At 71.4% G+C, this 24190-nt stretch carries 24 protein-coding genes; 7 read left to right on the top strand and 17 right to left on the bottom strand.

Features of this window, described 5'->3' with window-relative positions:
• Positions 1-94: 94 nt before the first annotated feature.
• The 10 genes from AC07AB_RS04395 to AC07AB_RS04440 all read right to left on the bottom strand — a co-directional run bounded on the left by AC07AB_RS04395 (position 95) and on the right by AC07AB_RS04440 (position 10345).
• Positions 95-1504: an SDR family NAD(P)-dependent oxidoreductase gene (locus AC07AB_RS04395; RefSeq protein WP_478561520.1), complete on the bottom strand. Its 1410-nt coding sequence runs from the start codon at positions 1502-1504 to the stop codon at positions 95-97.
• A 292-nt stretch (positions 1505-1796) separates the two neighbouring features.
• Positions 1797-2690, bottom strand: coding sequence for an amidohydrolase family protein (locus AC07AB_RS04400; protein WP_478561523.1), 894 nt, complete (start codon positions 2688-2690; stop codon positions 1797-1799).
• 103 nt (positions 2691-2793) lie between these two features.
• Positions 2794-3105, bottom strand: a complete 312-nt coding sequence (locus AC07AB_RS04405) for an L-rhamnose mutarotase (RefSeq protein WP_478559853.1) — start codon at positions 3103-3105, stop codon at positions 2794-2796.
• A 147-nt stretch (positions 3106-3252) separates the two neighbouring features.
• On the bottom strand, positions 3253-4248 hold the full coding sequence (locus tag AC07AB_RS04410; RefSeq protein WP_478559856.1) for an aldo/keto reductase: 996 nt from the start codon (positions 4246-4248) through the stop codon (positions 3253-3255).
• Positions 4245-5000: an SDR family NAD(P)-dependent oxidoreductase gene (locus AC07AB_RS04415; protein ID WP_478559859.1), complete on the bottom strand. Its 756-nt coding sequence runs from the start codon at positions 4998-5000 to the stop codon at positions 4245-4247. Before AC07AB_RS04415 ends, AC07AB_RS04410 begins: the two co-directional genes overlap by 4 nt.
• Entirely contained in the window at positions 4997-6415 is a 1419-nt protein-coding gene (locus AC07AB_RS04420) for an L-fuconate dehydratase (protein ID WP_478559862.1), read from the bottom strand. The genes AC07AB_RS04415 and AC07AB_RS04420 overlap by 4 nt, the downstream gene beginning before the upstream one ends.
• A 10-nt stretch (positions 6416-6425) precedes the next feature.
• Positions 6426-6647: a hypothetical protein gene (locus tag AC07AB_RS04425; protein WP_478559865.1), complete on the bottom strand. Its 222-nt coding sequence runs from the start codon at positions 6645-6647 to the stop codon at positions 6426-6428.
• A 65-nt stretch (positions 6648-6712) separates the two neighbouring features.
• The gene (locus AC07AB_RS04430; protein ID WP_478559868.1) at positions 6713-7756 is read right to left on the bottom strand and encodes an ABC transporter permease; all 1044 of its coding nucleotides are present in this window, start codon (positions 7754-7756) and stop codon (positions 6713-6715) included.
• A complete protein-coding gene (locus AC07AB_RS04435; RefSeq protein WP_478559870.1) occupies positions 7749-9257 on the bottom strand; it encodes a sugar ABC transporter ATP-binding protein in 1509 nt (502 codons plus the stop codon). The genes AC07AB_RS04430 and AC07AB_RS04435 overlap by 8 nt, the downstream gene beginning before the upstream one ends.
• Positions 9254-10345, bottom strand: coding sequence for a sugar ABC transporter substrate-binding protein (locus AC07AB_RS04440; RefSeq protein WP_478559873.1), 1092 nt, complete (start codon positions 10343-10345; stop codon positions 9254-9256). The genes AC07AB_RS04435 and AC07AB_RS04440 overlap by 4 nt, the downstream gene beginning before the upstream one ends.
• 187 nt (positions 10346-10532) lie before the next feature.
• Between AC07AB_RS04440 and AC07AB_RS04445 the strand changes: the two genes are divergently transcribed.
• Entirely contained in the window at positions 10533-11240 is a 708-nt protein-coding gene (locus AC07AB_RS04445; protein ID WP_478559876.1) for a FadR/GntR family transcriptional regulator, read from the top strand.
• Between the two features lie 131 nt (positions 11241-11371).
• On the opposite strand, the gene AC07AB_RS04450 is transcribed toward AC07AB_RS04445, so the two are convergent.
• Genes AC07AB_RS04450 through AC07AB_RS04460 form a run of 3 tightly spaced genes read right to left on the bottom strand, consistent with a single transcriptional unit; the run spans position 11372 to position 14993 of the window.
• On the bottom strand, positions 11372-12769 hold the full coding sequence (locus tag AC07AB_RS04450; protein ID WP_478561526.1) for a M20/M25/M40 family metallo-hydrolase: 1398 nt from the start codon (positions 12767-12769) through the stop codon (positions 11372-11374).
• Positions 12679-14043 carry a cytosine permease gene (locus tag AC07AB_RS04455; RefSeq protein ID WP_478559879.1) on the bottom strand — a complete coding sequence of 455 codons (1365 nt, stop codon included), beginning with the start codon at positions 14041-14043 and terminating at the stop codon, positions 12679-12681. The genes AC07AB_RS04450 and AC07AB_RS04455 overlap by 91 nt, the downstream gene beginning before the upstream one ends.
• Complete coding sequence (locus tag AC07AB_RS04460; RefSeq protein ID WP_478559882.1) at positions 14043-14993, bottom strand: DUF1177 domain-containing protein; 951 nt, start codon at positions 14991-14993, stop codon at positions 14043-14045. Before AC07AB_RS04460 ends, AC07AB_RS04455 begins: the two co-directional genes overlap by 1 nt.
• A 133-nt stretch (positions 14994-15126) precedes the next feature.
• Between AC07AB_RS04460 and AC07AB_RS04465 the strand changes: the two genes are divergently transcribed.
• The 5 genes from AC07AB_RS04465 to AC07AB_RS04485 all read left to right on the top strand — a co-directional run bounded on the left by AC07AB_RS04465 (position 15127) and on the right by AC07AB_RS04485 (position 19543).
• Positions 15127-15942, top strand: a complete 816-nt coding sequence (locus AC07AB_RS04465; protein ID WP_478559885.1) for an IclR family transcriptional regulator — start codon at positions 15127-15129, stop codon at positions 15940-15942.
• A 37-nt stretch (positions 15943-15979) separates the two neighbouring features.
• Positions 15980-16717, top strand: coding sequence for a dipeptidase PepE (pepE, locus tag AC07AB_RS04470; RefSeq protein WP_478559888.1), 738 nt, complete (start codon positions 15980-15982; stop codon positions 16715-16717).
• Between the two features lie 42 nt (positions 16718-16759).
• Positions 16760-18220, top strand: a complete 1461-nt coding sequence (locus AC07AB_RS04475) for a lipase maturation factor family protein (RefSeq protein WP_478559891.1) — start codon at positions 16760-16762, stop codon at positions 18218-18220.
• A gap of 284 nt (positions 18221-18504) precedes the next feature.
• Positions 18505-19272, top strand: a complete 768-nt coding sequence (locus AC07AB_RS04480; protein ID WP_478559894.1) for a MerR family transcriptional regulator — start codon at positions 18505-18507, stop codon at positions 19270-19272.
• 55 nt (positions 19273-19327) lie between these two features.
• Positions 19328-19543 (top strand): hypothetical protein, encoded by a 216-nt coding sequence (locus AC07AB_RS04485; protein ID WP_478559897.1) that lies wholly within the window; start codon positions 19328-19330, stop codon positions 19541-19543.
• 97 nt (positions 19544-19640) lie between these two features.
• Here AC07AB_RS04485 and AC07AB_RS04490 read toward each other — a convergent pair whose 3' ends face one another.
• The 4 genes from AC07AB_RS04490 to AC07AB_RS04505 form a co-directional block, all read right to left on the bottom strand.
• Positions 19641-20210 (bottom strand): DoxX family protein, encoded by a 570-nt coding sequence (locus AC07AB_RS04490; RefSeq protein ID WP_478559900.1) that lies wholly within the window; start codon positions 20208-20210, stop codon positions 19641-19643.
• A gap of 162 nt (positions 20211-20372) precedes the next feature.
• Entirely contained in the window at positions 20373-20639 is a 267-nt protein-coding gene (locus AC07AB_RS04495; RefSeq protein ID WP_478559903.1) for a GlsB/YeaQ/YmgE family stress response membrane protein, read from the bottom strand.
• Positions 20640-20781: 142 nt separating this feature from the next.
• Complete coding sequence (locus AC07AB_RS04500) at positions 20782-21357, bottom strand: TerD family protein (protein ID WP_478559906.1); 576 nt, start codon at positions 21355-21357, stop codon at positions 20782-20784.
• 117 nt (positions 21358-21474) lie between these two features.
• Positions 21475-22368, bottom strand: a complete 894-nt coding sequence (locus AC07AB_RS04505; RefSeq protein ID WP_478559909.1) for a heparin lyase I family protein — start codon at positions 22366-22368, stop codon at positions 21475-21477.
• Positions 22369-22723: 355 nt separating this feature from the next.
• On the opposite strand from AC07AB_RS04505, the gene AC07AB_RS04510 reads away from it, so the two are divergent.
• Entirely contained in the window at positions 22724-24190 is a 1467-nt protein-coding gene (locus tag AC07AB_RS04510) for an MFS transporter (protein ID WP_478559912.1), read from the top strand.

The raw sequence follows: 24190 nt of genomic DNA on the forward strand, positions 1-24190 counted from the left end.
GCGACACCTGACCGGTGTCGCGGGCTCCGCCCTTCGCTCCGCTGTGTACGGCCCCGTGGGCCGCTCCGCTCTGTACGGCCCGGCGGGCCACCGCTCACCAGGCGGCGGGCGCGTAGTCCTTGAGGAAGCAGCCGTACAGGTCCTCGCCCTGTTCGCCCCGGACGATCGGGTCGTAGACCCGGGCCGCGCCGTCGACCAGGTCCAGCGGGGCGTGGAAACCGTCCTCCGCCAGCCGCACCTTGTCCGGGTGCGGGCGCTCGTCGGTGATCCAGCCCGTGTCGACGGCGGTCATCAGAATGCCGTCGGAATCCAGCATCTCCTGGGCGCTGGTGCGGGTGAGCATGTTCAGGGCGGCCTTGGCCATGTTGGTGTGCGGGTGGCCCGCGCCCTTGTAACCGCGGCTGAACTGGCCCTCCATCGCGGAGACGTTCACCACGTACTTGCGCCGCGCCGCGGCCGCGGCCATCGCCGGGCGCAACCGGCTGACCAGCACGAACGGCGCCGTCACATTGCACAGCTGCACTTCGAGCAGCTCGACGGGGTCGACCTCGTTCACCCGCTGTATCCAGCTGTTCGACGCGTCGAGGTCCGGTACGAGCCCGCCCGCGTCGATCGCGGTCCCCGCCTCGACCCGCGCGAGCGACGCGGAACCGCTGGTCAGCGCCAGGTCGGTCAAGGTCTGCGGGGTCAGCGCGTCATGGCCGGCGATGGCCGGACCCGGCAGGGCGGGCTGTGCGCCGCTGCCGAACGCGCCGAAGACGACGGACTGCGGCAGCTCCCCCGCGGGCAGCGGGCCCGCCTCGGCGTTGATCAGCTCCCGGTACGCCTGCGGGGAGCGCCGTACGGTCTGCGCGGCGTTGTTGATCAGGATGTCCAGCGGGCCGTCCGCGCTCACGGAGTCGGCCAACGCCACGACCTGCGCGGGGTCGCGCAGATCGATACCGACGATCTTGAGCCGGTGCAGCCAGTCGCCGCTGTCCTCCATCGCCTTGAAGCGCCGGATGGCATCGTTCGGGAACCGGGTGGTGATCGTGGTGTGCGCGCCGTCGCGCAGCAGCCGCAGCGCGATGTACATGCCGATCTTGGCCCGGCCGCCGGTGAGCAGCGCACGCCGCCCGGTCAGGTCCGCACGGGCGTCGCGGCACGCCCGGTTCCGCGCGGCGCAGTCGCGGCACAGCTGGTGGTAGAAGGCGTCCACCTCGACGTAGCGCGTCTTGCAGATGTAGCAGGAGCGGGGGCGCTCCAGGATGCCGACGATCTCGGCGGCCGAGGTGGCGGCGAGCGGGATGCCGCGCGTCTCGTCGTCGATGCGGTCGGCGGCGCCGGTGGCCGTGGCCTCCGTCACCGCCTTGTCGTTGGCGGTCTTCGCGGCCCGGCGCTCCTGGCGTCGGCGCTGCTTGACCGTGCGGTAGATGCCCGAGGTGGCACGGCGGACCGCGATGGCGTCGGGGTGGTCCACGGGCAGCTCGTCGAGTTCGGCGAGCACGCTCAGGCAGACGGCCATGCGCTCCGCGTCGACGCCGGGGGCTTCCGCGTCGGTGCCGAGGGGCTCTTCGCCGCGCCCGTCGGTCTCCGCGTCGGTGCCGGGGGCCTGCGCGCGGCCGTCCGGCTCCGATCCCGGTTCCCCGCTGGGGGCGGGGATCGCGGGCTCCCCCGCCCGTACCGGGTGCTCGGCCGCCTGACCGGCCCTGTTCTCTTCAGTGACCGTCATCGCCGGTGCCGTTTCCCACTCTGTCTGTTCTGTTCGAGTCTCAGCTCTGTCCGAGCCTCATCTCTGTTCAAGTATCAGCAGAACTTTACTTGACGTTTTCGGCCCGGCCGCTGCCCAGCTCCGACCGGCCCAGGCCGTACGTCCGTACCGCCGTCCCCGCGAAGAGCGCCGCCCGCTCGGCCGGGCCGAGGCCGCGGGTCAGCTCGCGCGCCGCGGCCAGGACCTCGGAGTAGGAGGCCGCGAGACGGCAGACCGGCCAGTCGGAGCCGAACATCAGCCGGTCGGGGCCGAAGGCGTCGAGCACGGTGTCGGCGTACGGACGCAGGGCGTCCACCGTCCAGGTGTCCCAGTCGGCCTCGGTGACCATGCCGGAGAGCTTGCAGACCGTGTTGGGCAGCGCGGCGAACGCGCGGACCGCCTCCGCCCAGGGCCGCAGCCCGCCGGTGGCGATGGGCGGCTTGCCGAGGTGGTCGAGGACGAAGGTGAGCTGCGGCAGGGCCGCGGCGGCGGCGCGGGCGGCGGGTAGCTGGTGGTCGAGGACAACGAGGTCGTACGCGAGCCCGGCCGCGGCGACCGCCGCCAGCCCGCGCAGCGCTTCGGGGCGGAGCAGCCACTCCGGGTCCGCCTCGTCCTGGACCTGGTGCCGGACGGACACCAGCTGCTCACCGCCCGGCAAGTCGCGCAGGGCGGCGAGGGTGTCGGCGACGCCGGGCGCGGTCAGATCGGTCCAGCCCACGACTCCGGCGATCAGCGGGTCGTCCGCCGCGAGCGCGAGCAGCTCCGGAGTCTCCTCGGCCACCGTGACCGTCTGGACGACCACGCTCGCGGTGACCCCGGCGGCCGTCGCCTCGGACCGGAGGTCGGCCGGGGTGAAGTTCCTTCGCAGCGGGGCCATCCGGGGCCCGGTGAGCCAGCCCTGGTCCCGTACCGTCAGGTCCCAGACGTGGTGGTGCGCGTCGACGATCCCCGTCGGGGGCACGGCGTCACGGCGGCCGCTGTCCGGCGAGGTCACGGCGGTACGCCCCGTGGGCTCCGTGGGCTCCGTGGGCTCCGTGGGCTCCGTGGGCTCCGTAGCCACGGCGTCACAGCTCCCATACGACGGGCAGCCCGGCGGCGGCTCCGTCCGGCGAGTAGTCATGGGCCGTGTCCAGCAGTTCGCCCATCCGCGCCTGCCAGGCGACGTTGACCGGCAGCCTCTCCAACTCCGCGAGCATCCGCGGATAGTCGGGGCACTCGATGACATGGAAGAGGTCGGTGCCGCTGCGCCAGATAGTCCACGAGGTGGCTCCGGCGGCCCGGATGGCCGTGATCAGTTCGGCGGGCACTTCGCGGTGCGCCGCCTCGTACTCCTTGATCCGCTCGGCGCGGACCGTGGTGTGCAGGGCGATCCTCATGGCAGCTCCTGGATCGAAGGGGTGTCGCGGCCGCTACTGAGTGACGGCAGGCGGTACGGGCGTACGGGGCGACGGCAGGCGGTACGGGCGGGACGGGGCGGCCGCGGGCAGGACGGGCCGCCGGCAGTCAGTACGCGAGGTGGGCGGCTAATGCCCGGCCGGGACCGGTACCGGCACCTGGTCCGGCAGCAGCCCGCGCTCGCGCAGCTCGGTCCAGAACGCCGCGGGCACCGGCCGCCGCAGCAGCTCCGCGCCGTCGCGGACCTCGCTCGCCGAGCGGGCGCCGACCAGGACGCTCGCGACGGCCGGGTGGCCGAAGGGGAAGTGCAGCGCCGCCGCCCGCAGCGGTATGCCGTGCCGCTCGGCCACGGTCCGCGCGGCCAGCGCCCGGTCCAGTACGGGCCGGGGCGCGGCCTCGTAGTCGTACCGGGCCCCGGGGCGCGGGTCGGCGAGCAGCCCGGAGTTGAAGACCCCGCCGACGACCACGCTCTTGCCGCGCGCCGCCGCCTCGGGGAGCAGTTCCACCAGCCCGCTCTGGTCGAGGAGGGTGTAGCGGCCGGCGAGCAGCACCGCGTCGACATCGGTGTCGCGCATGAAGCGGGCGAGCGGCGCGGCGTGGTTCATGCCCGCGCCGATCGCGCCGACGACGCCTTCGGCGCGGAGCCGTTCCAGGGCCGGGTAGGCGTGGTCGAGGGCCTGCTCCAGATGGTCGTCGGGGTCGTGCAGGTACACGGCGTCGATCCGGTCCAGGCCGAGCCGTGCGAGGCTCGCCTCGACGCTGCGCAGCACGCCGTCGGCGGTGAAGTCCCAGACCCGGCGATGGGTGGCGGGCACGGCGAAGCCGCCCGCGGTGTCCTCGCCCACCGCGGCGGGGTCCGGCTCCAGCAGACGTCCGACCTTGGTGGACACGGTGTACTCGGCGCGCGGCCGGTCGCGCAGGGCGGCGCCGAGGCGGCGCTCCGCGAGGCCGAGGCCGTAGTGCGGAGCGGTGTCGAAGTAGCGCATCCCCATGGCCCAGGCGGCGTCGACGGCCGCTCTGGCGCCGGCGTCGCTCACAGGGGTGTAGAGGTTGCCGATGCCGGCCGATCCGAAGGACAGCTCGGTGACGCGGACCGGGCCGCGGCCGAGCCGGGCGGACCTCACCGCTCGGCCGGGCGCAGTCGCAGCCCCTGCATTCCGCCGTCGACGGCGAGCGCCGTGCCGGTGACGGAGGCGGCGGCCGGGCTCGCCAAGTAGACGATGGCGGCGGCTACTTCACCGGCGGTGACCAGGCGGCCCATCGGCTGACGGGCGTTCAGAGCGGCGCGTTCGGCCTCGGGGTCGTCGGCCGCGTCCAGCAGCCGTCCGACCCAGGGGGTGTCCGCGGTGCCGGGGTTCACGCAGTTGACCCGGATGCCCTCGCGTACATGGTCGGCGGCCATGGCGAGGGTCAGCGAGAGGACCGCGCCCTTGCTCGCCGAGTACAGCGCGCGCTGCGGCAGCCCGGCGGTGGCGGCGATGGAGCAGGTGTTGACGATCGCGGCGTGTGCGGAGCGCCGCAGGTGCGGCAGGGCGGCCCGGCTCGTACGGACGATGCCCACGACGTTGACGTCGAGCACGCGGCGCCATTCCTCGTCGTCGTTGTCGGCGACGGTCCCGGCGGCGCCGATGCCGGCGTTGTTGACCAGGATGTCGAGGCCGCCGAGGTCGGCGGCGGCGGCTTGGACCGCCGCGCGCACGGACGCGTCGTCGCTCACGTCGGCCGCGTAGCCCAGCAGCGGCTTCTCGGCCGCCTTGGGGTCGCGGTCGAGCACCGCTACGCGTGCGCCGCGCTCGGCGAAGAGCCGGGCCGTCGCCAGGCCGATGCCTGAACCGCCGCCGGTGACGAGGACGTTGAGGCCCTGAAGTTCCGTCATGCCGCTTCTCCTTCTGATCCGTCTGAACCGCCTGTACCGCCTGAACCGCCTGGGCCTTGGGGACCTTCGGAACCTTCGGGCCCCTGACTCCCCCGCGAGGCGCGGTCGGCGGCCCAGAAGCCGCCGTCCGGGTAGGTGTACCGGGCGATGGACTCGGGCCTCATGGTGGCCGAGAAACCGGGGGCGAGCGGCGCGCGGTAGTGGCCGTCGCGGATGTGCACGGGGTCGGTGAAGTGCTCGTGGAGGTGGCCGACGTACTCGATGACACGGTTGTCGGTGGTACCGGAGAGCGCCACGTAGTCGAACATCGACAGGTGCTGCACGAGCTCGCAGAGTCCGACGCCGCCCGCGTGCGGGCAGACCGGGACGCCGTATTTGGCGGCGAGCAGCAGGATGGCGAGGTTCTCGTTGACGCCGCCGACGCGGGCCGCGTCGATCTGGAGGATGTCGAGCGCCTCCGCCTGGAGCAGCTGCTTGAAGACGATCCGGTTCTGTACGTGCTCGCCGGTGGCGACCCGCACGGGGGCCACGGCCCGGCGGACGGCGGCGTGGCCGAGCACGTCGTCGGGGCTGGTGGGCTCCTCGATCCAGTAGGGGTCGAACTCCGCGAGCGCGTTGGTCCAGTCGATGGCCTCGCGCACGTTCCAGCGCTGGTTGGCGTCGATGGCGATGCGGATGCCGGGGCCGACGGCGGCGCGCGCGGTGCGCATCCGCCGGATGTCGTCGTCGAGGTCCGCGCCGACCTTGAGCTTGATCTGGGTGAAACCGTCGGCGACGGCCTCCCGGGCGAGGCGGGTGAGCTTCTCGTCGCAGTAGCCGAGCCAGCCGGGCGAGGTGGTGTAGCCGGGGTAGCCGCGGGCGAGCAGTCGCTCCGTGCGTTCGGCGGCCCCCTCGCGGCCGCGCCGCAGGAGCCCGAGGGCGTCCTCGGGGCTGAGCGCGTCGGCGATGTAGCGAAAGTCGATCTGTGAGACGAGCCATTCGGGTTCGGCGTCGGCGAGCAGCTTCCACAGCGGGGTGCCGGCGCGTTTGGCCGCGAGGTCCCAGGCGGCGTTGACGACCGCGCCGATCGCCATGTGCATCACGCCCTTCTCGGGCCCGAGCCACCGCAGTTGGGAGTCTCCAGTCAGGTCGCGGCAGAGCGAGCCGGGGTCGGCGCAGAGTTCGTCGACGGGCCGGCCGACGACGTGGGCGCGGAGCGCGCCGATCGCGGCGACCTGTACGTCGTTGCCCCGGCCGATGGTGAAGGTGAAGCCGTGCCCCTCGGCGCCGTCGGCCGCGTCGGTGCGCAGCACCAGGTAGGCGGCGGAGTAGTCGGGGTCCGGGTTCATCGCGTCCGAACCGTCGAGCTCCCGCGAGGTGGGGAACCGGATGTCGTACGTGTCGAGCGCGGTGACGCGCGGGACAGTTGAAGACACGGTGGGCCTCTCAGGCTCGGGCGGGTGCCCGGCGCCGGCCGCCGGGCTCTTCGATGTCGGGCACTGCGATGTCGGGTTCGACGGTGCGGGATGCGATGGTGCGGGATGCGACGGTGCGGGGTGCGGCATCGCCGGGTCCGACGGTGTCGCCGGGGCGGAGCGGGGCGGGAGGCGCGCCGGGGTGGAGCGGGGCGCGCGCCGCGCCGGGAGCGCCGTGGCGCAACAGCTTCACTGGGTTCCGTACTCCTTGCGAGGTGAGGTCGGACGGCCGGCGCGCGAGTCGCCGGCGGCCGGCCCTCAGTCCTGGGCCCTGCCGGTGGTCACCCGGGCGATCATCAGGGCGATGAGGATGATGCCGCCGTAGATGGCCTGGATCCAGAAGGACGGCACCTGGGCGAGGGTCAGCAGGTTCTGTACGACGCCGAGCAGCAGCACGCCGGTGAGGGCGCCGAACATGGTGCCCTTGCCGCCGTCGAGACTGATGCCGCCGATGACCGCCGCCGCGAAGACCGTGAAGATCATGTTCTGGCCCTGGTTGGCGTTGATCGCGCCGACGTAGCCGGTCTGCATCAGCCCGCCCACGGAGGCCAGGACCCCGGCGACGATGTAGACGCCGAGCATGACCCGCTGGACGCGGATGCCGGCGGCGGCCGCGGCGTCGGCGTTGCCGCCGATGGCGTACAGGGCGCGGCCCCAGCGGTGGTACTTGAGCACGAAGCCCGCGGCGCCGAAGCAGGCGGCGGCCAGCCAGACCGAGAGCGGGATGGCCAGGAAGGTGCTGGTGGCCAGGGTGTAGAAGGCGTCCGGCATGCCGAAGAGGGTCTTGCCCTTGGTCGCGCCGACGAGCAGGCCGCGCAGCACGATCAGCATGGCGAGGGTGACGATGAAGGCGTTGAGCCGGAGTTTGACGACCAGGATGCCGTTGAACGCGCCGATGGCCGCGCCGACGACGGCGATGGCGAGCAGGGCCGCGCCTGTCGGCCACTGCGTGCCGAACCCGGCCTGGGCGGCGGGCAGTACGAGCAGCGCGCCGAGGGCGGGGGCGATGCCGACGACCGACTCAAGGGAGAGGTCGAACTTGCCGGTGATCAGCACCAGCGATTCGGCGAGCACCACCATGGCGAGGGCCGCGGACGCGCCGAGGATGGAGATGATGTTCCGCTCGGTGAGGAACGAGTCGTTGAGCAGCGCGCCGAGCACGAGCATCAGGATCAGGGCCGGTACGAGCGCCAACTCCCGCGCCCTGCGCAGCAGTACGGACTTTCCGGCCGCCCGGCCGCGCGCGGCGGCGCCGCGGTCCTCGGCGGTCTCCGAGACCGACGGGGCTTTGGTGTCAGCCACGGTCCACTCCTTCGATCGAGGCGATCAGCTCGTGTTCGTGCCAGCCCGCCGCCAGGTCGGCGACGACGCGGCCATGGAAGAGCACCAGGACCCGGTCGCAGCGGCGCAGGTCGTCGACCTCGTCGGAGACGACGAGCACGGCGGTGCCGTCCTCGCTGGCGCCGTCCATCCGGGCGAGCAGCGATTCCTTGGACTTCACGTCCACGCCCGCGGTCGGGTTGATGAGGATGAGCAGTCGCGGGTCGCCGGCCAGCGCGCGGGCCATCACGACTTTCTGCGCGTTGCCGCCGGAGAGGTCGGAGACCGGCTGGTCGGGGCCTTCGGCGTGGATGTCGAGGCGGCGGACGAGGACCTGGGCGAGGGACCGTTTGCGTGCGGTGGAGACGAATCCGTACCGGCCCAGGCGGTCCGGGACGCTCATGGTGGCGTTGTCGCCGATGGTCATGCCGAAGACGAGGCCCTGTTCGTGGCGGTCGCGCGGTACGCAGCCGACCCCGGCCTTGAGGGCGGCGGGCACGTCGCCGAACGGCAGGGTCTCGCCGTCGAGTTCGGCGGTTCCGGAGGCCGGTGCGCGGAGCCCGGCGAGGGATTCGGCGAGTTGTATCTTGCCGCTGGCGCTACTGCCCGCGAGTCCGACGACCTCGCCCCTGCGGATGGTCAGGTCGACGGCTTCGTACGCCTCGCCGGTCAGCTGACGTACCGCCAGGCGTACCGGGGCGTCCTCGGCGGCGATGCGGTCGGCCGCGGTACGGGCGGCGGGGGCGGACTCCCCCGCCATGGCCTCGACGAGGGCGGCGCGCGGGAGGTCGGCGACGGGGGCGGTGGTGATCCAGCGTGCGTCGCGGAGCACGGTGACGGCCTGGCAGACCTCGTAGACCTCTTGGAGGTGGTGCGAGATGAACAGAAACGTCACCCCGGACGCCTGGAGGGCGCGCATCCGGGTGAAGAGCCGCTCGATCTCGCGGTTGTCGAGCTGGGCGGTGGGCTCGTCGAGGACGATGAAGCGGGCGCCGAAGGAGAGGGCGCGGGCGATCTCGACCATCTGCCGGTCCTCGACCTTGAGGTCGGCGGTGCGGGCGCCGGGATCCACGCGGACATCCCAGGCGTCGAGCAGTGCGGCGGCCTCGGTGCGGAGCCTGCGCCAGTCGATGACGAAGCGCCGGGTCGGCTGACGGTTGATGAAGAGGTTCTCGGCGACGGTGAGTTCGGGCACGACGGTGGGCTTCTGGTAGACGCAGGCCACCTTGGCGCGCCAGGCGTCGCGGTCGGAGAGCGGTGGTGCGCTCTCGCCGTCGAAGGCGATGGTTCCCTCGTCGGGCGGCTGAAGGCCGGTGAGGATCGACACGAGGGTCGACTTGCCGGCGCCGTTGCGGCCGACCAGGGCGTGCGATTCGCCGGGCAGTACGGTCAGTTGGCCGTCACGCAGGGCCACGGTGGGCCCGTAGCGCTTGGTGATACCGGCGGCCTCGACGAGGGGGCGCGCGGCCGTGTCGGTGCTCATTTGGCCGTGCCGGCTTTGTCGGCTGTGTTATCAGCGTTGCCCCACAGCTTCTTGTCGTCCACGTTGGCCTTGGTGACCAGCGGAGTGGGCAGTTGGTCCTCCAGGACGCCGCTGGGCAGTTTGACGATCGTGGAGCCGTGGTCGGTGGGGCCGGGCTTGAAGGTCTTCCCGGCCATGGCCGCCTTGATGTAGTACATGCCGTATTTGGCGTAGGCGTCGGCGGGCTGGGAGAGGGTGGCATCGATCTCACCCTTGCGGATCGCGTCGAACTCCTGCGGGATGCCGTCGTTGGAGACGATCGTGATGTGGCCACTCGCGCCGGCCTTCTTGAGCATGCCCTTGCTCTTGAGGGTCTGGAGGGTGGGCGCGAGGTAGACGCCGCCCGCCTGCATGTAGATCCCCTTGATGTCGGGGTTGGCGTTGAGCAGGGTGTCGAGCTTGGAGGCCGCGGTGTCGGACTCCCACTTGGCGGGGATCTCCAACACCTTGACCTCGGGGAACTTCTGCTTCATGCAGGCGCGGAACGCCTCGGAGCGCTCCCGGCCGTTGACCGAGGCGAGGTCGCCCATGATCTGTACGACCTTGCCGGAGGACTGCTGCTTGCCGAGGTATTCACAGGCCCGCGTCCCGTAGGCAACGTTGTCGGCGCGTACGACCATGGCGACCTTGCCCTTCTCGGGGGCGACGTCGACGGCGACCACCGGGACCCCCTTGCGCTCGGCCTGGTCGAGTCCGGCGGCGATGGCGGCGCTGTCGAGGGGGGCCACGACGAGGCCGCGTACACCCTGGTTGAGCTGGTTGTTGATGTCGGTGATCTGCTGGGCCGAGTCGCTGTTGGAGTTGACGGTCTTGAGCGCGTCGACGCTCTCGGCCTTGGCCATCTTGGGCACGTAGTCGTTGTAGGACTGCCAGAACGGCGAGGTCAGCAGCGGCACGATCACGCCGACCTTGCCGTCGCCCTTGCCGCCTCCCCCGCCGGCCGCGGTGTCCTTCGTGCTGCCGCACGCCGTGAGCGCCAGTGCGGCGCAGGCCGCCGCCGCCATCGCGCGCACGGCTCGCGTGCTCAACCTCACTGGCCTACCGGTCATCTGACGGCTCCTCACCAAGGAAAGCACTGGGGTACGGTCCGGTGCCAGCACCGGCCGCGCCGAATATTTATCAGACCTCTTGGCGCGCACAACACCCCTAGGACCCCGATTTTCGCGACTTGAAGGAGTATTGGTCCGATCACTTGCGTGGTTAGACTGCCGCGACACCGACGCCGGGAGGGGAACCATGGAGGACATCACGCCCCCCAAGGGGACAGTGACGCAGCGGGCGATCGAGCAGATCAAGGCGATGATCGCCGGGGGGCAGTTGGAGGCCGGCCAGCGGCTGCCCACCGAGCGGGATCTCGCGGTCCAGCTCGGCATCTCCCGCAGCTCCATGCGGGAGGCGATCCGCGCGCTGACCGTCCTCGGTGTGCTCCAGGCCCGGCACGGCTCGGGGATCTACGTCACCCAGCTGGAGGCAGGCGATCTGCTGGAGACCTTCGGGGTGGTCGCGCAGATATCCCGGGGCCCGCGGCTGGTGGAGCTGATGGAGGTGCGGCGCATCCTGGAGTCGACGGCGACCGCGCTGGCCGCGGCCCGGATCACCGACGAACAGCTCACCGTCGTGGCGGAGCATCTCCAGGCGATGAACGCCACCGAGGACCCGGAGGAGATCCTCGCCGCCGACCTGGCCTTCCACCGGGCGATCTGCCTGGCGGCGGGCAACGACTCACTGGCCGCGATCGTGGAGGGCCTCTCCTCCCGCACCTTCCGGGCCCGCGTGTGGCGCGGCTACCAGCAGGAGGGGGCGTACGACCGTACGCGCAAGGAGCACGCCCGCATCCACCGGGCGCTGGTGGACCGCGACCCGGAGGCGGCCCGGATGGCGGCGGCGGCGCACGTCGGCGAGGTGGAGGAGTGGCTGCGCTCCCAACTGGACTCCATGGCCTGAGAGACCGGCCAGGGACATGGCCAAGGGCCTGAGCGTGGCGAGCCACAGGCGGGTGGGGCACGCGCGACGCCCCCGCGAGGAGGAGGCGCGGGGGCGTGCGGTCTTGGGGTGTTACGGAAGGTGACTGTCCGTCAGCAGGTCTGCCAGAGCCGCGACATCACGCGGACCCCGAACCTCAGACCCTCCAGCGGGACCCGCTCGTCCACGCCGTGGAAGAGGCGGCCGTAGTCCAGGTCGTGCGGCAGCTTGAGGCCCTTGAAGCCGAAGCAGCGGATGCCGAGCTGGGTGAACGCCTTCGCGTCCGTGCCGCCCGGGTTGCAGTACGGCACGGGGTGGCCGTCCGGGTCCTCGGCGCGTACGGCGGCACACATCGCGTCGACCAGCGGGCCCTCGAAGGCGGTCTCCATGGCGATGTCGTGATTGACCCACTCCCGGCTGACCGAGGGCAGCAGCAGCTCGTCGATGGTGTCGATCAGCTCCTGCTCGTGGCCGGGCAGGAAGCGGCCGTCGACGCGTGCGGTAGCCCGGCCGGGGATCACATTGGTCTGGTAGCCGGCCTGGAGCATGGTCGGGTTGGCGGAGTTGCGGAGCACGACCTGCATGAAGTCGGAGACGGGGCCGAGCTTGGCCAGGCTGCCGTCGATGTCGTTCTCGTCGAAGTCGACGCCGTAGAGGCGGGCGGCCTCCGCGAGCAGCTCGCGGACCGGCTCGATCAGCCTGATGGGGAAGGTGTGGCGGCCGATGCGGGTGAGGGATTCGGCGAGGTCGGTGACGGCGTTCTCGTCGTTGGGCGAGGAGCCGTGCCCGGCCCGGCCGCTCGCGGTGAGCTCCATCCAGGCCATGCCGCGCTGGGCGTTCTCGATCGGGTAGAGACGGCGGGTGTCGTCGATGGCGAAGGAGAAGCCGCCGCCCTCGCCGATCGCCTCGGTGACTCCCTCGAACAGCTCCGGCCGGTGCTCGACGAGCCAGTGGCCGCCGAACTTGCCGCCCGCCTCCTCGTCCGCGAGGAAGGCCAGCACCAGGTCGCGGGAGGGAACGGTGCCCGTACGGGCGAAGTGGCGGGCCGTGGCGAGCATCACCGCGACCGTGTCCTTCATGTCGATCGCGCCGCGCCCCCACAGGTAGCCGTCGCGGATCTCGCCGGAGAAGGGCGGCACCTGCCACTCGGCGGCGTCGGCCGGTACGACGTCGAGGTGGCCGTGGACGAGGAGGGCGCCGCGCGCGGGGTCGGCGCCCGCGATCCGGGCGATGACGTTCGCGCGGCCGGGGGCGCTCTCCACCAGCTCGGAGTCGATGCCGGCCTCGGCCAGCTTCGCGCGGACCCAGTCGGCGCAGGCGCGCTCGTCGCTGGTGGGGTTGGAGGTGTCGAACCGGATCAGCTCCTGGCAGAGGTCGACGACCTCCTCCTCGGCGGGGCTGTGCTGGGTGTCGGGGGTGTTCATGCCGCTCCCATGGGGGTCGCTTCGCGGGCGTCGGGAAGGCTGGTGTCCCCGTCGTCCAGGGTGGAGGTGCCGTAGCTCCTGATCCAGCCGAGGCCGCCGAGTACGCAGTACAGGACGAAGGCGGTGAGCAGGGAGTTCAGCGCGGGGATGCCGACGGTGACGAACTTGCCGACGCAGAACGCGGCGGCCCAGATCACCAGGGACATCGGCACCCAGGTGGGTGCGGACGCGGGCAGCGTCTCGGCGTCGCGGGTGGCGTCCAGCGGCTTGCGCATCCGCCGCACCACCCAGTACTCGGCCACGATGATGCCGCCGATGGGCGGGATGGCGACGCCGAGCGTGGAGAGGAACTCGGTGAAGTGCGCCATGACCCCGATCGCGGACAGCACGGTGCCGACGATGCCGAGGCCGACGGTGACGACGCCGCGGTGCAGCCGCTTGCCGAAGACGACCTGGAAGAAGTTGACGACGCCGAGCGAGGAGCCGTACAGGTTCCAGTCGTTGATCTTCGCGGTGGACAGGATGACCACGATCGCGCCGACCGCGCCGGAGGTGGAGAGCACGATGTGGGTGACGTCGCTGCTCTTGACCAGGTGGCCGAGGAGCACGCCGATCATGCCGACGATGTACTCGGAGAGGATCATCGAGGAGGCGCTCTGCACGAAGACGTGCGCGCCCTTCTTGTTGTAGCGCGTCATCTCGGGGGCGACGATCGCGCCGGTCATATAGCCGCCCGCGATGGCGGTGGCGGCGACCGCGAGCGGCAGGTGCTCGCCCGGCGGCGGGGCGCTGATCAGCTCGGACACCGAGTGGTCCATGAGCGTGGTGGTGATGGACCAGGCGATCAGCGCGAAGAAGAGCGGGGTGGCGATCTTCGCGAGCATCGCCATGTACTTGAAGCCGAAGATCACCAGGGCGGTGATGGCGACGCCCGCGACCGCGCACCACAGCGCGGGAGGGCCGCCCACCAGGGCGGCGACACTGTTGCCGAAGATCGTGTTCTGTACGCCGAACCAGCCCACCAGGCTGACCGCGATGACGAGGCTCACCAGCGCGGAGCCGTTGCGGCCGAAGCCGATCCAGCGGGTGAGCAGCGGGGTGGCCAGGCCCTCGCGCATGCCTGCCAGGCCGATGGCGAAGATGACGATTTCGAGGATGACCGCGCCCAGCGTGAAAGCGAGGAAGGCGTTGCCGAAGGTCATGCCGACGCCGATGGTGGCGCCCAGGGTGAACTGGGAGAGCGAGCCGGACTGGCCGAGCCACTGGAGCAGCATGGTCCAGAAGCCGAATCGCTCGGTGCGCGGAACGCGGGACAGCGCGTAGTCGTCGCTGCCCACCGCCTTCGTTTCGGTAGCTGCCATCAGGACTCCTGTGCTCGGCCGAGGGTCTGGAGGTGTGCGAGGGACCCGTAGCGGCCCACGAGGTTGTCGAACTCCACCTCGTCGTGGAAGTCCAGCCGCCCGCCGCCGTACGCCTTGGCGACCTCGATCGCGTACCGGGCGGCGGTGGCGATGTCGCTCTCGTGGCTGGCGCCGGTGGCGCAGCCCGGGACGGCGGCGGCCGAGGTGATCGCGAGCCCCACGACGGGGGCGGCGGTGGCCGTGGCGGGCTGCAGAATCGAATTGATGTGATGTACACCGTTACCGTACGGCGTGATGTCCTGCGTCGTCACGGGATATGTGACCAGGGGCTCACCGGAGACGACGGCCAGCAGCTCGCCGAGCTGGTCGGCGACGCGCAGCACCCATCCCTCCTTGACGGTGGGCGACAGCGCCAGGCCCTTGTGGTTGATGATGCGGTTGCCCTTGGTGGTGTCGATGGAGAGCACCGCCTCCATCTCGTCCGAGACCTCGTGCCGGTTCATGGTCGCGATGTCGACGGGCGAGCCCATGAAGGGCACCGGGTCGTGCGGCTCGGTGGGCGCGGTGGGGCAGATGTGGGTGGCCACGATCACGTCGCCGGGCAGGGTGTCGCCGCGCCGCCGCATGTCAAGGAGTTTGGCGGCGGCCGCGATGGCCGAGGCGGCGCCGTCCGCGTCGGAGACCATGCCGGTCACCTCCGGGCGGGCGCCGACGCCGCCGAGCCGGCCGACGACGCCGAGGGTGCGGGCGCTGCCGCCGCTGGAACGGCCCGCGCTGCCGGGGATGCGGACGAGTACGAAGTCGGTGGAGCCCCGCTCGCCCCGGACGGTGGTGACCCGCGCGCCCGAGCCCTCGGGGCCGGCGACGGTGTCGAGGTAGTCCACGACGTTCTTGCCGGAGGCCGCAGGGTCATCCAGGAGGTCCACGACATCCAGCACGTACTTCAACATCAGCCGCTTCTTTCACTGTTCCGGGCGGGGGTGTTCCCAGCAGATTGGGTTGGGATAGCGTTGAACGCAAGAGTTTCCCGTTATCTGCAATCGAGGTCTGAATGGTGAGACATCCTGGCGAGAGGGGCCGGCGATGACCGACTTCGACGCGGACCGCCGGACCCCGCCCGGCCTGCTCCAGACCGTGGACCGGGCGCTGCTCGTACTGCTCGCCTTCGAGCGGACCCGCCCGGACTGGGGGGTGACCGAGGTCGCCGAGGAGTTCGGCTGGGACACCTCGGTCGCGCAGCGGCTGCTGGCGACGCTGGCCGGGCGCGGCTTCCTGGTCTCGGACCCGACCACCCGGCGGTACCGGATCGGCCCCGCCGTGCTGCGGCTCGGGCGGCTGTGGGAGCGGTCGGGGACGCTGGAGCTGCTGGCCCGGCCGGTACTGGAGGAGCTGTGCCGTGATACGGGAGACACGGTGCTGCTGTGCGTGCCGGACAGCTTCCACATGCGCTGCGTGGCGGCCGTCGAGGGCGAGTCCGGGCCGTTGCGCTACTACCCGCTGGTCGGCGAGCTGTATCCGGCGCACGCGGGGGCCACCAGCAAGTCCTTCTACGCCTACCTGCCCGACGACCAGCGCCATCGGCTGTTCCGGGGCCGCCCGATGGCGCGGTTCACCGAGCGTACGCAGACCGACCCGGACCGGCTGGAGGAGGAGTTCCGGCAGGTCCGCGCGCGGGGCCATGCCTGGACGGTCGGCGAGTACGACGCGGGGGTGGCCACCGTCGCCGTCCCCGTCTTCCTCGGCCGGGAACCGTACGGCAGCCTCAGTCTGGGCGGCGCCGAGGAGCGGTTCCCCGCCGGCCCCGACGACCGCCTGGACACGCTGCGCCGGGCCGCGCACGCGCTGGAGAGGCGGCTCACCACTCCCCCGCAGCGGACGGCGCGCCGCACCCAGAACTGACCGCCCCCGCACCCTGATACGAAGAGGAGCACGTTTCATGAACCTTCTGCTGCTGTCCAACTCCACCCAGCACGGCCAGGGTTACCTGGCGCACGCCCTGGACACCGTCACCGGCTTCCTCCCCTCCGGCGCCCGACTCGCCTTCGTGCCCTACGCGTTGGCGGACCACGACGCGTACACCGCGCGGGTGCGCGGCGCGCTGGAACCGGCCGGCATCACGGTGCGCGGCGTGCACGAGAGCGGCGACCCGCTCGTCGCGCTCGCGGACGCCGACGCGGTGTTCGTCGGCGGCGGCAACTCCTTCCGGCTGCTGAGCGCGCTGTACCGGACGGGGCTGCGGGACGCGCTGCGTACGGCCGTACGGGGCGGGCTGCCGTACATGGGGGCGAGCGCGGGCACCAACATGGCGGCGCCCACCCTCCGCACCACCAATGACATGCCCATCGTGCAGCCGCCGTCCTTCGAGACGCTCGGCCTGGTCCCGTTCCAGATCAACCCGCACTACCTGGACCCCGACCCGCTCAGCACGCACAAGGGCGAGACGCGCGAGGAGCGGCTGACGGAGTTCCTGGAGGAGAACGACGTGCCGGTGCTGGGGCTGCGCGAGGGCTCGTGGCTGCGGGTCTCGGGCGAGCGGGCGACCGTCGGCGGCGAGCGGCCGGCCCGGCTCTTCGCGCGCGGCGCGGAGCCGCGGGAGCTCCCGGCGGGGTCGGACGCCTCGTACCTGCTGACGGTCGAGGCGGCCTTCGACTCCCCGACGCGCCGAGCGTCCTGAGTCCGCCCCTCCGCGCCGGAGGCGAGTGGTACGCATACGGCCATGGAGTGGTTCGCCTCGTCCGACTACTGGCTCGCCCGGCTGGTCTTCCAGCGGGGGCTGGCCGCCGTCTATCTGATCGCCTTCGTGGCGGCGGCCCGCCAGTTCCGCGCGCTCATCGGCGAGCGGGGGATGCTGCCGGTACCGGAGTACGTGGCGCGGGTGCCGTTCCGGAAGGCGCCCAGCGCCTTCCATCTGCACTATTCGGACCGGTTCTTCGCCCTGTGGGCCTGGGCGGGAGCGCTGCTGTCGGCGGCCGTTCTGGCGGGGGCGGCCGACGCGGTCCCTCTGTGGGCGTCGATGGCGATGTGGGCGGCGCTGTGGGCCCTGTATCTGTCGATCGTCAATGTCGGGCAGATCTGGTACGGGTTCGGCTGGGAGTCCCTGCTGCTGGAGGCGGGGTTCCTGGCCGTCTTCCTGGGCAACGCCCGCACCGGGCCGCCCGTGCTCGTGCTCTGGCTGCTGCGCTGGCTGCTGTTCCGCGTCGAGTTCGGCGCGGGCCTGATCAAAATGCGCGGCGACCGCTGCTGGCGGACGCTGAGCTGTCTGGACTACCACCACGAGACGCAGCCGATGCCGGGCCCGCTGAGCTGGTTCTTCCACCGGCTGCCCCGGCCCGTGCACCGGGTGGAGACGGCGGCCAACCATGTGGCCCAACTCATCGTGCCCTTCGGCCTGTTCGCGCCGCAGCCGGTCGCGACCTGGGCAGGCGCGGCGGTCGCCGTCACCCAGTTGTGGCTCGTCGCGTCGGGCAACTTCGCGTGGCTGAACTGGCTGACGATCCTCCTGGCCGTCAGCGCCGTGGACGGCCGGGTGGCCGCCGGGCTGCTGCCCCTGCCCACTGCGCCGCGGTTCGCCGCTCCCCCAGTGTGGTTCGAAGCCGTCGTACTGGCCGTCACCGCCCTTGTCCTGATGCTCAGTTACCACCCCGCCCGCAACCTCCTCACGCACCGTCAGCGCATGAACACCTCCTTCGACCCGCTGCGTCTGGTGAACGCCTACGGCGCGTTCGGCAGCGTCAGCCGCACCCGGCGGGAGGTGGTGATCGAGGGCACGCGGGACACGGAGATCACGGCGGGGACGGTGTGGCGGGAGTACGGGTTCTACGGCAAGCCTGGCGAGCCGCGGCGCTGGCCCCGGCAATGGGCGCCCTTCCACTGGCGGCTCGACTGGATGCTCTGGTTCGTCCCCCTCTCCCCCGCCTACGGGCGCTCCTGGTTCAACGGATTCACGCAGCGGCTACTGCTGAACGACCGCGACACGCTCCGCCTGATCCGCCACAACCCGTTCCCCGATCACCCTCCGGGTCACGTCCGCGCCCGTATGTTCCGGTACCGGTTCACGACGTGGAGGGAACTCCGGGAGACGGGAGCATGCTGGCACCGAGAGTACGAACGCGACCTGCTGCCGCCCGTCCGCCTGGCGCCACCGGACGAGTCCCGTACTTCGCCTCGGGCGGAATGAGCCTCAGCCAAGGCTGCGGTTCGACGTCAATTTCCCACGGTGAGAACTACTTCGCGTCACCCACTGCCGCGGCCGGGTCCAGCTTCCTGACCATGACGGCGTACAGAGGCGAGTCCTCGAACGGCTGGCAATCGGCGACTTTGTCATACCCCCAGCCCTCGTACAGAGACTGAACGTCTGCTCGCGTGAACGCCTTCTCCGCCGTCGACGGGGCCCGTAACACATCGCTCCTGTGATCCATCCCGGCTTGAACCTCACGCGACGTGAGGATGCATCGTTGCTCCATGACCACTTCTGCGACCTGGAAGGTAGGCCGGCTTGCCGAGGCCAGCGGCCTGACCGTGCGCACGCTGCATCACTGGGACACCATCGGTCTGCTCAGCCCCTCACGGCGCACCACGGGAGGACACCGGGAATACACCGAGGGAGACCTCGCCCGTCTGTATCAGGTCCTGGCGCTCCGTAGCCTGGGGCTGGCTCTGGACACCATCGCCGTCTGCCTCGATGCCGGGGTCGCCCCGGCGCGGTTGGTCCGGGACCACTTGGCCGGCGTGGAGTCGTCCATCGCTGCGCTCGGTGTTCTGCGGGAGCGGCTCGTACGTCTCGGTACCGAGTTGTCGACCGGCCAGGCCCCGGCGTCCACGGCTCTGCTCGATGCGCTGCGGGCGATAGGCGGTACCGGCCCGGAGAGCGAGCAAACGCTGGGCCGCCGCCTGGATACCGACCAGATCCAGGTCCTGCGGACTCGTGCCACTGCCCTGGGGCCTGCGATGCATTACCTGCTTGAGGTCGAGTGGCCTGAGCTGTACCGCAGGGCCGAACAGCTCCGTGCGGCCGGGGCTCCTCCCGCTGATCGGAAGGTTCGCCGACTGGTGGCCCGCATGGACGAGTTGAGCGCGTTGTTCACTGGCGGGGATGCCAGTATTTCCGCTGGTGTAAGGGCTGCCTGGCACGACGATCCCGCCGCCGTGTCCGGAGACCGCGGCGCTCGCGCCGACGACTGGCGAGAGCTGGCCGACTACCTGGACCGGGCGCGCGACAGTCGCGCCTGAATGTCACGTGCTGTGGTCACCCTGTTACCTCTATTTACCCCAAGGAGCCTGGCCCATGAACCGCCGAACCCGTACGCGCGCCGCCCTGACCTCTACGTTCCCCACTCTCCTCACCCTGCCGGTCATCTGCCTCCTGGCTGCGGGCGGCGCGGTGTCGTGGGCCCTGTTTCTCGTCCTGCCGGTCGCGCTCGTGGTCCAGGCCGCCATCACCTTCTACCGTCTGAAACCGAGACTGCCGGAGGTAGGTTCTGGCCGCCCGGACACCGTGTGAGGGCAGGTTGGGCCACAGCGACTTCCGTACGGCACGTACGAGGCCCCGGGGGCCGAAAGGGCTGATGGGGCCCGTTACGGGGCCTCTGGCCCATTCGCTACGAAGCCGCAGGCCCGTCCCCGTCCGAAGCGGGGGCGTCGAAGGATTCGAGGTCTGCCGAGGCCCGTACCGCCGCCGCTCGGCGGCGCAGGACGCAGGCCGCGGCCAGGGCGCTCGCGGTGAAGCCGGCGGCGACCACCCAGGGGCGGTCCAGGCAGTGGCCGGTGGCGTGGTCGAGGGAGTAGCGGCCGGGGCCGGCCAGGCCGAGGCCCGCGGCGACGTAGCCGAGGAAGGCGGGGTACTCGAAGCCGCCGGAGGTGACGAAGAAGCCGGCGGGGGCGTGCACGGCGACGGCGCCCGCCATCGCGCCGGCCGCCGCCGCGCCGGCCGCGGGGGTGGCCAGGCCCAGGGCGAGGAGCGTGCCGCCGCCGGCCTCGCCGAGACCGGCGGCCAGTGCGCTCTGCTTGCCGGGGGTGAAGCCCATCTGCTCCATGGCCTCGCCGGTGGCCTCCAGGCCGTGGCCGCCGAACCAGCCGAAGAGCTTCTGCGCGCCGTGTGCGAAGAGCACGCCGCCCGCGCCCGCGCGCAGGGCGAGGAGTCCGAGGTCCTTGCGGTACGGCAGCGGCATGGCGGGTCCTTCCGGGGCGCGGGCGATACCCCCAGTCTTCGGGCGTCCGCCGCCCGCCACCGCCCGGGCTGCGCCGTTCGGGTGGCGGGCGGCGGCGGTGCGCAGCGGCGCCGGGCGCCTCCGGACGCGGCCGTCAGCGCCGGGAGCCCCCGCGCCCCGCCGTCAGCGCCGGGAGTTCCCGAACAGGACGCGGTAGAGGATCAGGAGCACGAGCGAGCCCCCGATCGCGGCGCCCCAGGTGGCGGCGTCGAAGAACTGGTTCGAGATCGGCTTGTCGAGGAACTTCGCGGACAGCCAGCCACCGACGAAGGCCCCGGCCACCCCGATGACAGTGGTGCCGAAGAGACCGCCCGGGTCGCGCCCCGGGAGCAGGAACTTGGCGATGGCGCCCGCGAGGAGCCCCAGAACGATCCAGCCGATGATGCCCACGTGGGCCCTGCCTTTCGCGTAGTACGGGCCCCGCGGCGCCTTCCGTGCCGCGGGGCACTTCTCAGGACGCGCTGCCGGAGCCCGATGGTTGCGCGATGCACGTAGGGCATCGCGCAACCGCTCGGGGCCGCCGGTGTCCGGCTCAGACGTTGACGCCGAAGTCGGAGGCGATGCCCGCGAGCCCGGAGGCGTACCCCTGGCCGATGGCGCGGAACTTCCACTCCCCGCCGTGCCGGTAGACCTCGCCGAAGACCATCGCGGTCTCGGTGGAGGCGTCCTCGGTGAGGTCGTAGCGGGCGATCTCCCGGCCGTCGGCCTGGTTGACCACGCGCATGAAGGCGTTGCGCACCTGGCCGAAGCTCTGGTTGCGCTCATCGGCCTCGTAGATCGACACCGGGAAGACGACCTTCTCGACGTCGGCGGGGACGGCGGAGAGGTCGATCTTGATCTGCTCGTCGTCCCCGTCGCCGCCGCCGGTGAGGTTGTCCCCGCTGTGCTGCACGGAACCGTCCGGGCTGGCGAGGTTGTTGAAGAACACGAAGTGCTGGTCGCTGAGGACCTTGCCCTCGGCGCCGCACAGCAGCGCGGAGGCGTCGAGGTCGTAATCGGCGCCGGTCGTGGTGCGGACGTCCCAGCCGAGGCCGACGATGACCGCGGTCAGGCCGGGGGCCTCCTTGCTGAGCGAGACGTTGCCGCCCTTGGACAGAGTGACTCCCACGAAATGCCTCCCAGTGCGCCGTAGCTAGATTTCAAATATTGCGCAAGTGGTGAAGCATAGGTCACGACGCGTCCGTTCCCCCAACCCGGCGAGGCCCCTCCGGGCACCCCGGCGAGCCTACTTCGCGGCGCCGCTCGAAGACGGGGAGGCGACGTCCTCGTACGACCTTCCGACCGCCGCGCCATTGAGATACGCGGTCGCGGGACCCGTGATCCCGTCGGCGCGGTAGACGCCCCACTTGTCCAGCACCCAGTTCCCGCGCAGCGTCGCCGCCGAATACTGCAGGCCGCCCCCGGCGAGCTGCTGGGCCTCGCCGTCGTGCCAGAGCTTCACCCAGCCCTCGGCCGGGTCCTTCGAGATCTTGAAGCCGACCACGAAGTCGTTCCACTGGTCCAGTTTCAGATCGGTGTGCCATAGCCGCGTGGTCTTCAGCTTCGGGTCGCAGTACTCCAGGTCGACGGTGCCGTCGCCCCGGGCCCGCAGGGAGAGCGGCGGGGTGGCGGCGCCCGGCCCGTAGTCCTTGAGCTGCCAGAGCACCACCCACTTGCCGCGCTGAACGGGCAGCGGCCCCCACATCGAGCGCCAGTGGACATAGAAGACGTCGCCCTCCTTGGAGAAGCGCAGCGCCGACCCGTCGGCGGTGCGGTGCCCGCGCGTCTCGACCCGGACCCGGGTGTCGGCGTCCTCCTTCTCACCCGAGGTGTGGAGCTCGTACGTCTTCCCGTACCGGCCCGCGGGGTCGTTCACGACCTTCACCGAGCCGGGCTTGGTCTCGATGCCCTCGAACGACTTCACTCCGCGGTCCGGGTCCGCCTTCCACAGCGGGCCGGCCGCGCGCGGGGCCGCGTGGCCGCGCTGCTCCCCCGCGCCGTTGCGCTGGGGGGCGTCCGCCGCGCCGGGGCCCTCGGTGGCCGACGCCGTCCAGACGCCGGCCGCCGCGACGACCACGGCCAGGCCGACGCCGAGCCGGATCCGCTTCTTCTTACGGGGGTGAGAAGGGGCTACGGCCATCACGGCCTCCTTTGGGTGAGGTGCCCATGACAGAGAGGTAGGCGGCGGGGCACCATCGAGGTGTGAAAGTTAGGGTTGTTGCCAGTTGGCGTCAAGTGGCTCTTACCCAAAGCGAGTTGGGCCCTAAAGTCGCTTATCGGAGGGGCCCGGGCCAGCGCCCGCACGGCCGGCGCCCCAGCACAGGACTGTTGCGGCCAGGTGTTTTCCCTGGAAACTCTTGACGCGGCCGAGACAAACTTCTTACTCTCAGCCGTAGTTCTTTAGGCAGGCACAGACGCAGACCACCTGTCGGTGGCTTCGCCGTGCCTATTTTCTCACTGTTGTGCCATCGACCGGTCCTTCGAAGGACGGGAACATGGCACAACGGCAGAGCGTCAATGGCGTCGCTGACGTCGTAGCGCTGATCGACGGTCTCGGGAAGCTCACCGGCCGGGCGCAATTCATCTGGTTCCTCGTGTTCGGGGGCCTCTTCCTCGACGCCTATTCCAACGCCGCGCTCAGCGCCGGTCTCGCCCCGATGACCGAGCAGATGTCGCTGAGCAGCACACAGGTGTCGGTGCTCACCGCCACGGCCCCCGCCCTGGCCATCATCTTCAACCCGGTCGGCGGCTGGCTCGCCACCCGCATCGGCCGGGTGCCCCCACTGCTCATGGCCAAGGTGTTCGCGCTCCTCGGCGCGCTGCTCGCCGGCTTCGCGGGGGACTTCACCATGGTCTGGGTGGGCCGGGTGCTGGTCGGCGTCGCCTACGGCATCGACTTCGCCGTCGCCATGGCGCTGCTGGCCGAGTACACCCCCGCCTCCATCCGCGGCCGGCTCAACCTCTGGCAGGCGGTCTGGTACATCGCCACCACCAGCAACCTCGCGCTCGCCCTGGTCTTCTACAACTTCGACGTCGGCGCGGACATCTGGCGCTGGTCGGTGGGTTCCGCGGGCGTGGTGGCCGCCGTGCTGCTGATCCTCCAGTTCGTCTTCCTGTCGGAGAGCCCCTCGTGGCTCGCGACCAAGGGGCGGCTGGAGGACGCCGTCCGCAGCCTCCACAAGATCTTCGGCATCTCCGCCGTCGCCGGCACCCCGGTGGGCGAGGGCGGCCAGGCCGCGCCGGCCGCCCCGGCGATCGGGATGCGGCAGGCCGGCATCCTCTTCCGCGGCCGGTACCTGCCGCGCACCGTGCTCTCCTCGGTGATCTCGCTGGCCCAGGCCATGCAGTACTTCGCGGTGGGCTGGTACCTCCCGCTGATCAGCCTCACCATCTTCGGCGAGAGCTTCGAGAAGGCCACCATCGGCTCGATGGTCTTCAACGCCTTCGGCATCGTCGCGGGCATCGCCTCCGCGTACTTCGCCCGCCGCCTCGGGCTGCGCCTCAGCTCCGCCGGCGGCTTCGCCGGAGTGCTCGTCGCCCTGGTCGCGATGGGGCTGACCTTCGGCAAGGTGCCGACCGCCGTCGCCTTCATCCTGCCGGTGCTGTTCATCCTCTGCCACGCCGCGGGCCCGGGCGCCAACGGCAAGTCGATCGCCGCGCTCTCCTACCGCAGCGAGGTGCGCACCCTGGGCACCGGGGTCACCGGCATGGTCGGCAGCTTCGGCAGCGTCGTGGGCCTCTACCTCTTCCCCCAGATCAAGGACGCTCTCGGACTGGCCGACACCTTCCTGGTGGTCGCCGTCGTCCCGCTCGCGGGCCTGATCACGTGTCTGGTCATCAAGTGGGACCCGACCCGGGCCGCGGTCTCCCCCGACGACGAAGAGGACGACGAAGACGCTGCCGGCGAGCGAGACGGCTCCGGGCGCAAGACACCGGCCGCGGCAGCGGCCGGCACAAACTGA

The sequence above is a fragment of the Streptomyces sp. NPDC044033 genome, assembly GCF_056434425.1.